Annotated in this window: 10 protein-coding genes; 5 read left to right on the forward strand and 5 right to left on the reverse strand. The window is 40.7% G+C overall.

The features are described from left to right. Together Q8G36_RS11540 and Q8G36_RS11545 are read left to right on the forward strand one after the other, a co-directional pair. On the forward strand, window positions 1-165 hold the full coding sequence (locus tag Q8G36_RS11540; RefSeq protein WP_305160297.1) for a hypothetical protein: 165 nt from the start codon (window positions 1-3) through the stop codon (window positions 163-165). A 162-nt stretch (window positions 166-327) separates the two neighbouring features. Continuing rightward, entirely contained in the window at window positions 328-957 is a 630-nt protein-coding gene (locus Q8G36_RS11545; protein WP_305160315.1) for a DedA family protein, read from the forward strand. Between the two features lie 55 nt (window positions 958-1,012). Here the strand turns inward: Q8G36_RS11545 and Q8G36_RS11550 are convergent, their stop codons facing one another. From Q8G36_RS11550 to Q8G36_RS11565, 4 genes are all read right to left on the reverse strand, one after another. Then, window positions 1,013-2,344: a hemolysin family protein gene (locus Q8G36_RS11550; RefSeq protein WP_305160298.1), complete on the reverse strand. Its 1,332-nt coding sequence runs from the start codon at window positions 2,342-2,344 to the stop codon at window positions 1,013-1,015. 281 nt (window positions 2,345-2,625) lie between these two features. Beyond that, on the reverse strand, window positions 2,626-3,735 hold the full coding sequence (locus Q8G36_RS11555) for a histidine kinase N-terminal domain-containing protein (RefSeq protein ID WP_305160299.1): 1,110 nt from the start codon (window positions 3,733-3,735) through the stop codon (window positions 2,626-2,628). 236 nt (window positions 3,736-3,971) lie between these two features. Then, on the reverse strand, window positions 3,972-4,859 hold the full coding sequence (locus Q8G36_RS11560; protein ID WP_305160300.1) for a cation diffusion facilitator family transporter: 888 nt from the start codon (window positions 4,857-4,859) through the stop codon (window positions 3,972-3,974). 493 nt (window positions 4,860-5,352) lie between these two features. Beyond that, window positions 5,353-5,877, reverse strand: coding sequence for a universal stress protein (locus Q8G36_RS11565; protein ID WP_305160301.1), 525 nt, complete (start codon window positions 5,875-5,877; stop codon window positions 5,353-5,355). Window positions 5,878-6,197: 320 nt separating this feature from the next. Here Q8G36_RS11565 and Q8G36_RS11570 point away from each other — a divergent pair, with 320 nt between their 5' ends. Continuing rightward, entirely contained in the window at window positions 6,198-8,195 is a 1,998-nt protein-coding gene (locus Q8G36_RS11570) for a transglycosylase domain-containing protein (protein ID WP_305275044.1), read from the forward strand. Window positions 8,196-8,384: 189 nt separating this feature from the next. Here the strand turns inward: Q8G36_RS11570 and Q8G36_RS11575 are convergent, their stop codons facing one another. Then, window positions 8,385-8,693, reverse strand: coding sequence for a hypothetical protein (locus Q8G36_RS11575; RefSeq protein WP_305160303.1), 309 nt, complete (start codon window positions 8,691-8,693; stop codon window positions 8,385-8,387). Between the two features lie 192 nt (window positions 8,694-8,885). On the opposite strand from Q8G36_RS11575, the gene iadA reads away from it, so the two are divergent. Both iadA and Q8G36_RS11585 read left to right on the forward strand, forming a co-directional pair. Beyond that, complete coding sequence (iadA, locus tag Q8G36_RS11580; RefSeq protein WP_305160304.1) at window positions 8,886-10,061, forward strand: beta-aspartyl-peptidase; 1,176 nt, start codon at window positions 8,886-8,888, stop codon at window positions 10,059-10,061. A gap of 382 nt (window positions 10,062-10,443) precedes the next feature. Then, window positions 10,444-10,602: a hypothetical protein gene (locus Q8G36_RS11585; protein ID WP_305160305.1), complete on the forward strand. Its 159-nt coding sequence runs from the start codon at window positions 10,444-10,446 to the stop codon at window positions 10,600-10,602. Window positions 10,603-11,012: the final 410 nt, after the last annotated feature.

Genomic DNA, 11,012 nt, shown 5'->3' on the forward strand with positions numbered 1-11,012 from the left:
ATGAATAATCAAATAATCAACAAGTATAAAGATCTCGGGATTCATATTGAAAAAACGAAATCACGCCAGGAGATTTTCACTAATGTTTCACAAAATGATTCATCCTTACTCACCACAGCTGTTTTTTCTCAATTTCCCCAAAATCGGGAGCTAAAAGAATATTGATGCAATGAGACCGGAGTACATATCAGCTGGTCTTTTTTTGTGCATTCTAAAAGGGATACAAAGTGAAACTGGATATAAAAAATCGAATAGAACGTTATGAGCTGAAATAGGATAGAAGGACAAACAATTTGCAATTAGCGGTAAGGGGAGTCCGATAGCATGATATCACAGCTTATAATGACGATATTAAATTGGTTTGCGGAAATGGGTTATATGGGGATTTTATTGGGACTGATGGTTGAAATCATCCCGAGTGAGCTTGTTCTCGGATACGGTGGTTATGTGGTCGGCCAGGGGAAAATGAATTTTTGGGGAGCTGTTCTTGCAGGTGTGGCAGGAGGGACGATGGCACAACTATTTCTCTATTGGGCTGGTTATTATGGAGGACGGCCCTTTCTCTTGAAGTATGGAAAATATATTTTAATTAAAGAAAATCATATTGTACATGCTGAAGAATGGTTTCAACGGTATGGTGTAGGCGTGATTTTTACGGCTCGATTCATTCCAGTGGTTCGCCATGCTATCTCCATCCCTGCCGGAATTGCGAGGATGTCCGTATGGAAGTTTATATTTTATACGGTTGCGGCTGTCATACCTTGGACCATATTGTTCCTGACCTTAGGAAGGATCCTCGGCGAGAATTGGCAGCAAATCCGGGAAATAACTGAACCTTATCTAATTCCGGCTGCTGGTTTTTCCTTAATCTTTATCATGCTGTATATCTTATGGAAAAAAAAGAGCACACCTCCAATCGTAACGGTCAAAAAAATGGGACGGTTTCCCGATAAATGAACAAATCGAAAAAACAGCCACGTAAAATCACCTTTTACGTGGCTGTTTTTAATCATTATCCTTGGGTAAGGTCTTCTTCCAGAGGAAGCTGTACGACCTTTTTTGTGACCTCAATAGAACGAATGGCGTGATCTTCCATTTCAATCACTTTAAAGCAGAATCCGTCTTTTTCCATGATGTCCCCTACCTTCACATCATAATTTTCAGTAAGGACCCATCCGCCTATAGTATCGACATCATCTTCTTCTAAGTGAATGCCAAGTAGATCATTCACTTCCTTTACAAGAAGTTTAGAGTCCAAAATATAATGTCCATCTTTAATTTTCCTGATCGAGGCAACTTCATCGATATCGAATTCATCACGAATTTCCCCAACGATTTCCTCAAGGATATCCTCGACTGTGACAAGTCCGGAAGTTCCGCCGTATTCATCCATCAAAATAGCCATATGAATGCGTTCTTTTTGCATTTTTAACAGCAAATCGTGAATTGGTATATTTTCCATTACCCGAATGATCGGACGAGCGTAATTTTCAATCGCTTTGATATGGATTTCCCGGTTCTTAATAAGATCCGAGAAAACTTCCTTTAAGTTCACTAAGCCGATGACATGGTCTTTATCACCTTCGACAACAGGATATCGAGTGTATTTTTCCAATTTGGCCACATCGACAAATTCCTGTACCGTTTCATCTTTGGATATGGTCATGATTTCTGTCCTTGGAACCATGATTTCTTTGGCAACACGATCATCGAATTCAAAGATGTTATTTACATATTTAAATTCCGACTGGTTAATCTCTCCGCTTTTATAGCTATCTGATAAGATGAAACGCAATTCTTCTTCGGTATGGGCTATTTCGCTTTCGGATGCTGGCTTAAAGCCAAATAAGCCGACAACCAATCGGGAAGAATGATTCAGGGCCCAGATGAAGGGAAAGGCTATCTTATGGAAAAAAATCAGCGGGCTGGCTATTGCCAAGGCCACTTGCTCAGCCTTTTGGATGGCAACCGTCTTAGGAGCCAATTCACCTACAACCACATTCAGGAACGTAATCAGGGAAAATGAAATGACAAATGTCAGAATGTTTGTGACTTCTTGAGGGATATTCAAGGCGTTGAATAAAGGCCCAACCAATTTGAGGACGGTCGGTTGTCCAAGCCACCCCAATCCAAGGGCAGTAACGGTAATTCCAAGCTGTGTCGCGGATAGGTACTCATCAAGATCGGATGTAACCTTCTTTGCCGCAATCGCTTTTTTGTTTCCCTCTTCAATCAATTGATCGATCCTAGAGCTGCGAACCCTTATGATCGAAAATTCCGAAGCTACAAAAAAGGCCGTTAAAGCAATTAAAATAATGACAAATAAAAAACTTAATATGTCCAATTAGTGTGGGACTTAATTGCATCGCCAGATGTGCCGAACGATTTAATTATCCCAGTCACCTCCCAAAACCAATAATGAATGAAATGATATTAGTATATAAAATGTTAGATGAAAAATAAGTCTCGTCTGTCCTGTATGAAAATTATTCTGTTTTTTATTTTCAATCTATAGGATCATTCACCTCGATTAGTAGTGGAACCTACCTATTAGTATAAGTAAATGGACGTCAATCAGTCAAAAATTTCACACTAAAAACCTAAGGAAAAAAGGATATTTATCCATTATTTAGTTTTTAATTGTATGGAAAAGGTCGTTAGGAAATCGGTAGAGTGACAGGATAAGGTTCCTTGATGCTTTAAAACGATTTCTTTACAGACGAATAATCCCAATCCCGTTCCTCTTTTTTTTGTGGTGATGAATGGTTCAAAGATATTCGGCAGGACGTCGTCAGGTATCTTCGGCCCATTGTTCGATATATTTAAAGTAAGAATGCCGGGTGGTGATTCAGAGCCTGAAATGTAAATGGATGGGGAAGGCATCCCTGCAACCACATCAAGAGCATTTAATATAATATTTAGTAACACTTGACGAAATTCTTCTTTAGAACCGGAGATTACGGCATCCTCGGCAATATTACATGTAATGGAAGCATTAACTTCCAAAATGCTGGGATATAAAAATTCAATCACCTCATTCACAAGCTGAGCAATGGAAAATAGATCAGGTGGTGATGTTGAAGTTTCCTTCTTGGAAATATTAAGAAATTGTGTGATCCGATAATTGAGCTGATCCAATTCCTTTGAAATGATATCAAGGTATTTTATCTCAGGTTGTTCTGCCTGTAACAATTGTATGAATCCCATGATGGAAGTCAGTGGATTTCTGAATTCATGGACAAAGCTTGAGGTCATTTGGCCAAGGAGCGTCAAACGGTCTTTATGGTTTGGGCTTATGAATTGATAGCGTTCTTCAAGTTCCATCGTTTTCAATTCGGTATAATGGGATAATGCAAAATGAATGAGTTTATCGAAGTATACGTTTATTTGCTTAATAAGATCCGATATTTCTTTTTTTGGTGCCTCGGAATTCAAAACGTGCTCTATGATGATGGATCTCCCGATGGTTGCAGTGGAAAAGAAATTTTCCATATCCAATTGCTTATTAACTCGATCAGATGCAATTTTTCCCCCTACGACCTTCAGTACATCGTCTATTTCAGTATCCGATTTTCCAAGCTGATCCATTAGCAGATTAAAAATATTTTCCACTTCTCCTTTAAAATACCCTAGATATCCGTCCGGTAAATGCAGCAACTCATCTTTCCATTTGGAAATGATACTGCTTTTTTGAGAAGATAAAAAGTGAATGGTCATTTCTCGATTAGATACCATTTTGCCCTCCATACTGTAGGAAAATGAATTTACTTTTGACCCAGAAAGTGCTTTATTTGAATAAAGTTACAAAATATCAAAATAATTACATCTTGTTTTCATGATAACAGATTACTGTTCTTTTAACATGTGTCAATTGGATAAATATTCGGCAATCTATCAATAAATACCTTTTTTTGATACAGTTTTATTACAGTAATTGCAGGAAATAATAACAAAAAAAGGTATCCGTAAAGTTAATGACGGTTACCTTTTTTATGAAATGCATATGGTTCGATGTGAACGATCACATGCTGGATATTATATTCCTTCAATAGATTTTCTTCGATTTTAACCGTAATATCATGACCTTGAATGACGGTCAAAAGGGGGTTAACATGAACGGTAGTTTCGAGCAGGATTTCACTTCCGTGCATCCGGGCTTTAATTTCACTCATGTCTTTAACACCTTCTGTCAATATAATGGTTTGTCCGATCTTTTGCAGGAGCTGCTCGTCGAAACCATCGGTTAAAGAAATGGAGGCATCACGAAAGATATCCCAGGCCGTTTTGCATATGATGAACCCCACGACTGCTGCAGCTATCGCATCCAGCCAAGGGATTCCCATCTTAGTACCGATGATTCCAATGAAAGCACCAACACTGACAAGGGCATCGGAACGATTATCCTGTGCAACGGCATAGATGGAAGAGCTGTTGATCTTTTTACTTAATGATAAGTTATAACGGTAGATTCCGTACATGAAGATTGCGGAGAATAGAGCGACATAACCTGTCAGCATACTGGGAACGGTTGTTGAATCTTGGTGAAAGAAGGATTCAATGGCACTGAATACAACCTGGAGGCCCACTGTGATCATGATGAACGCAGCTACCAACGATGCTACGGTTTCCGCCCGTAAATGACCATATGAATGATTATCATCAGGAGGTCTCTTTGAAATTTTTAAACCGATCAATACGGCTATGGAAGCGATGATGTCGGTCGTATTATTTAAACCATCTGCCCAAAGCCCTTTAGAATCACCGAAATAACCAAATGACAATTTAAGAGCAGACAAGAATATGTAAGCGGCAATGCTTATGTATGCACCTTTTTCAGCTGAAATCGAATGTTTATCCATGTCCATTCCCTCCCCAATGTAAATTAGGCTTATTAAAGATACCAAATCAAACCTTAGTGAGTCTATAGAAAAATTGTCGTATTTAACCATCTAACTTGGTTAATAGCAGGTGTATTGAAGGTCTGTAAAGAAGTTGGATAAATGAAAGAATATAGCCAAATGGAATGGCAAGTTTGATTACATGTACATTTTCTTTAATTATCATTTATAGAAACCAATAGTATATTCTAACCGATGATCGAAAATTAAATACTTCAACAACTGGAGCAAAAAAGGCTGAGAGTGAACGGTTCTAGTTCAGACACTTTGAACCTGATGGTTAGCACTGGTGTAGGATGTGTTTTTGGGCAGCAATTAGCGCCCAGTTGTTTTTGGGCTGCTCCAACTGCATTACTGAAAAAATCCTATTAACAAAAAGGCCGGATTCTATAAGAATCCGGCCTTTTTCGGAGAATGCTCTACTCGAGCCATTCAGGGCGAACCCGCTCAATCTTCATTTTGCAATGAATACCGAACAGGGTGCGTTTTTCGCAATGGAACTACTTGTACTGCCAAGGAAGAATTTTTCCAAACCGCTTTTAGCGCTATTGCCGACAACGATAAGGTCAGCTGAAGTTCTTGCTGCAAAGTCACATACGCTATCTGGCGCATATCCTTCCAATAGTTCGAATTTTCCCTCGACTTGACATTCACTTAACAATCTCAAAGTATTACTTTCTGCGTTCCGAATACTATTCTCGACGGCGGAAGGGGTGTCATTTACCTTTTGATGCCCTGGCTGATCAACTTCAACAACGGGATGTGTCTGGACTGGATCCACATAAAATCCGGCAGCAGGTAAGAACCCGGGAGCCGAGGCGTCTCCCATGATACGCTGTTCAACCTTATCATTTAGGACATGAACTACGGTCAACTCGGCTTTTGGAAAGGCCTTTTTCAATGTTGCTCCATATTCGACGGCCCGTTTACACTCTTCATTTCCATCAAAAGCGACGACAATATGTTTTAAGTCTTTCATGAATATGATCTCTCCCCTTTATAAGACCTTAAAAGTGTTATACCCACTTTTAAATGGCTTCACGCTTTTAATCGGTATATAGATTGCCTTTTACGGGTAAAGGATAGATACGGGCATAGTTAAAATGGTAGGATGAAATCTGGTCCTTCATTTAGTTGGCATGCTCAGACGATAAAGTGATATCATCGGCAAGGATGCCGATTCGCGAGTATAGTGCTACAAGAAAAGGGCGCCTTTTATTCAATCGACGAGTTTTCTTTAATAAAAAGGGTAAAATATTTTTAATGAAACATGTCGCAGATGGGAAAATGGGGGTACAAATGAGAGGGTTAGTTAAATTAGGTCTAATTATAATATTGGCGATTGTGGTTTTAGGCGCCGGTTCACTATTGTATTTCAGGCAGGGTGCAGATATAAGCCATCTTGAAAATAATCTTCAGCAACCGACAGGAATCTATGATCTTGATGGGAATCTTGCCAGTACGATCACGGCAAATAAATCCGAAGGTGTTGCGATAGATGAAATACCGGAACATATGAAACAAGCGGTGGTTTCCATTGAGGATCACCGTTTTTATGAACATCACGGCATAGATTATCAAGGGATCATACGGGCTTTGGTTAAAAATGCAAAGGCTGGAAGTGTTGTTGAAGGCGGGAGCACTCTCACCCAGCAACTTGTGAAAATCACGATGCTGGAATCGGATCGAACACTGAAGAGGAAGATAGAAGAGTTTTTTCTAGCCCAGGAAGTTGAAAATCAATACACAAAAGATGAAATTCTGGAAATGTATTTGAATCAAGTTTATTTTGGCCATGGGGCATGGGGAATCAAAAAGGCTGCAAATATTTATTTTTCCAAAGAGGTCTCTGAATTGACCGTTGCCGAGGGAGCTTTGCTGGCGGGTGTCATTAACTTGCCATCCAAACTTGATCCATACAAGAATTTAGACGGGGCAGTGAAGCGGCGTGATTTGGTTCTTTCGAGAATGGCGGAACATGGTTATTTGACGAAAGATGAAGAAGCAGCTGCAAAAAAAGATTCGGTGACACTTCTTATGGGGGAGAAGGAAACCGATCCATTAAGAGGTAAGTATCCTTATTATGTCGATCATGTTTTATCGGAAGCATCGAGTAAATATGGAATTAAGCTTGAGGAGCTGCTTTCAAAGGGCTATAAAATTTACACGACTCTGGACCAATCCATGCAGCAGGCTACAGAAACGGTGTATGAGAATGAAGCCAATTTTCCAGTTGGAACGAGTACAGAGGAACTGGTTCAAAGCGGGTCTGTCCTCCTTGATCCTGAAACTGGCGGCATAAAGGCACTTGTCGGTGGGAGAGGTAAACATCAATTCATGGGATATAACCGGGCAACCCAGCTGACAAGGTCTCCTGGTTCATCCATTAAACCGCTTGTCGTTTACACACCAGCTGTTGAAGAGGGTTATGATATCACTGACCCTTTAAAGGATGAAAAAATGAGCTTCGGTGAATATGAGCCAACAAACCTAAGTGGTGAATATAAAGGAGAAGTGCCTATGTATGAAGCGGTGATGAATTCCTTGAATGTACCAACGGTTTGGTTATTGAATGAGATTGGCATCGATAGGGGTCTTGATTCACTTAAGCGGTTTGGGATTCCATATGACAAGGATGATCGAAACCTGTCGATCGCTTTAGGAGGGATGAAAAAAGGTGTGTCCCCGCTTCAGATGGCGGGAGCCTTTTCAGCTTTCGCCAACGAAGGGGAACGGGTGGAAACCCATGCCATTGTAAGAATAGAAAATGCCGATGGAAAAGAGGTAGCCGCCTGGAAAGAGAAAAGCACCAAAGTGACTTCTGTAGGAGCCGTCGACAAAATGAATGCCATGCTGCTTGGAACAGTGGAATATGGCACAGCGAAAAACGCGGCTGTTTCCGGTTATGAAATAGCAGGTAAAACAGGTTCCACACAAGTTCCCATCGAAGGAATATCAGGGGTTAAAGATCAATGGTTCATCGGTTATTCACCTTCGCTGGTCGGTGCAGTATGGGCTGGATATGATAAGACGGACGAAAAACATTATCTAACGACACACAGCAGTCAGGGAAGTGCACTCATCTTTCAAAAAATAATGTCACAAGCTTTACAGAATCAAGCCGCTCAATCTTTTAAAGCTCAAGATATCGGTCCGCTTATAGCTGAACAACAGGCACTTATAGCTGAACAACAGGAAAAGGATGAAGAGGAGAAAAGGAGACAATATTGGATTGATAAAGGAAATGAAATACGGGAAGGTTTGAATAAATGGAGGGACTGGGAGGTTCCGTGGTGATTCTCCGGTCTGGAAGCATGAACAAGCCCTTCTAAATTAAATCAACAAAAAAGACTGTCAATTACTGACAGTCTTTCATCATTCTTAAAAAATGAGATTTGCTATTATGCCGATTACGACGATTGCGCCTATCACCATCAAAATGGTTCTCATTTCTATACACCCTCTTCATAACGTAGTTGGAATCATTTAAATATTAACGGTTTGGTTCGATTGGAAACCAAATGCACTTGCATCATTTTCTTTACAAATAGCCTGTACTTTTTCTAGCATGGCATGTACATTCTCGCCTTCAAGTATGACTTTCATGGTTGCACACTCTTGAAGAATGAGCACAAAGGATACGAAAGTCGAAAGTTTCTTGGCATCGACCAATTTATGGTTGCAGATAAAGTATATATTCCCTTTAAATTCTTTTGTAACTTGATATAGGTTCATGATTTGTCGCATGGATAATCTTTTATTTGTTTTAATGTCAGAAGAAATCACTTTATTCATGTCGTTTACTCCTTTTGTTTTTATACTTTTGGAAAAGCATAATCAAGATGTCAATTCAGCTACAACTTTTAAAAATGAACAAGTATGTTTGGTCTTTTTTATGTAATTGTTAGCGGGTCATGTTGTATATTTACCCGAGTGAAAGATTTTGAAACCTATTTGAAAATTTCAATTTTGGAGGGAGAACGAACAATGCTCACGCTTATTAAAAATGGGGAGCTTTATGGTCCGGAATATATGGGCAAAAAAGATATCCTCTTGGTTGGAAAGCAAATTGGCTTCATTGAGGACAAGATTGATGTACCTGCCAATTTCGTTGAAATGAAAGTGATTGATGCGAGTGGTCAAATTGTGGCTCCGGGTTTTATAGATGCTCACGTACATATAATCGGTGGAGGTGGGGAAGGAGGCTTTAAAACGAGGACACCTGAAATCCAATTAACAGCTGCCACTTTAGCGGGTATAACGACATTGGTAGGGGTCATCGGAACAGATGGAACGACAAGGACGATGCCGGCACTGCTTGCTAAAGCGAGAGCGCTTGAAGAAGAAGGAATTAGCTGCTTCGTTCAGACTGGTTCCTATCAAGTTCCGGTCAAGACGTTAACCGGTAAGATCGAAGATGATTTGATTCTTGTGGATAAAATTATCGGTGTCGGCGAAATAGCCATTGCCGATCATCGTTCATCACAGCCGACTGCAGCTGAACTGGCTAAACTGGCCTCTCAAGCGCGTAATGGAGGTCTGTTGTCCGGGAAAAGCGGTATCGTCAACATTCATGTCGGCGACAGTCTGGATCATTTGCATGTAATTGAAGAGGTTGTCGAGACAACGGAAATACCGATCACTCAGTTCTACCCTACACATATAAACCGAAATCCACATTTATTCAATGCAGGAGTAGACTATGCCAAAAAAGGGGGGTATATCGATTTTACGACAAGTACGATCCAGAAGTTCCTAGAAGAAGGGGAGGTCAAAGCAAGTACAGCAATAAAAATGGCACTAGAAGAAGGCGTTGAAATCGGGCAGATCACCATAACTTCAGATGGGCAAGCCAGCCTGCCTGATTTCGATGGAAGCGGCAACCTGCGCGGTTTGAACATCGGTACATGCATGTCTTTATATGATTGTGTTGTCGATGCGGTCCTCGAGGATGGAGTGACAATTGCCGATGCCATACGAGTGGTGACGGCAAACCCGGCAAACATTTTAAAACTTTCTACAAAGGGACAGCTTGCGGTAGGTAAGGACGCCGATATCATCATGATGAAGAAACAAACTTTAGAAATAAATAGTGTTATCGCGATGGGGCAGATCATGGTCAAAGATGGTCAAGCAGTCGTGAAAGGAACATTTGAAAAATAGATCTTTCAAATTTAGGGTGCTATTTCCGTGCGAGTACTACCCCATTTATCCTGAATTGCAAAAAGGGGTAACATTGATCTAATTTCGGATTTCTGAAAGACGGTATATGTAATGATTTCCACTCCAGGCACTCGCTTTCCGCGGGCGGTCCGGGAGCCTCCTCGGCGCTCGCCTGCGGGGTCTCCCTCGACGCGCTTTCCTCGCAGGAGTCTCGTACCTTCCATTCCAATCAACTGGAACTTCTTTTTTAAGAAATATTGTAGGGAAACTGGCTCTTCTCCAATTCGTCTAGAGTCTCGGGGTTCCATCAATTTTTCGACAAAAGGAGTTTCGGATTTCTCGCCCTGAACCAAGATTTTAAAAGTAAACTTGATTATCCATCATGTTTTTAACTGTAATCCTCATTGGATTGAAGAAATTTGCGATACTCCTGCCGAATAACTGGCTAGCCGAGACCCTACAGGCGCTTGCTTTGATGTGGCTTGGCAGACAGTCGGCGGAAAGGGAGCGGATTTCAGAAATCAACTGGAACGTTTGTTAAGAAAAAACTGTAGGCTAGTCTCATCCCGAATTATGTTTAAGACTAGATTATCCATCATGTTTTTTACTGGAATCCTCAATGGATTGAAGAAATAGGCGACACTCCTGCCGAAAAACTGGCTAGCCGAGACCCACAGGCGCTTGCTTTGATGTAGCTTGGCAGACAGTCGGAGGAAAAGGAGAGGATTTCTGAAATCAACTGGAATATTCTGTTAGAAAAAACGTATGCAACTGGATTTCTTGGAGTTTGTATACAGTCTAAGACCCATTTATTATATAATGGGTCTCAGACTGTAGACAAACTCGATGAAAATCGAGTTTGTCTATTTTTATGGCTTGTACAATTTGGACGTTGATTTCCACTCCAGGCACTCGCTTTCCGCGGGCGGTCGGGGAGCCTCCTCGGCTTTC

This window comes from Peribacillus frigoritolerans, assembly GCF_030676415.1.
GTDB lineage: Bacteria > Bacillota > Bacilli > Bacillales > DSM-1321 > Peribacillus > Peribacillus frigoritolerans_A.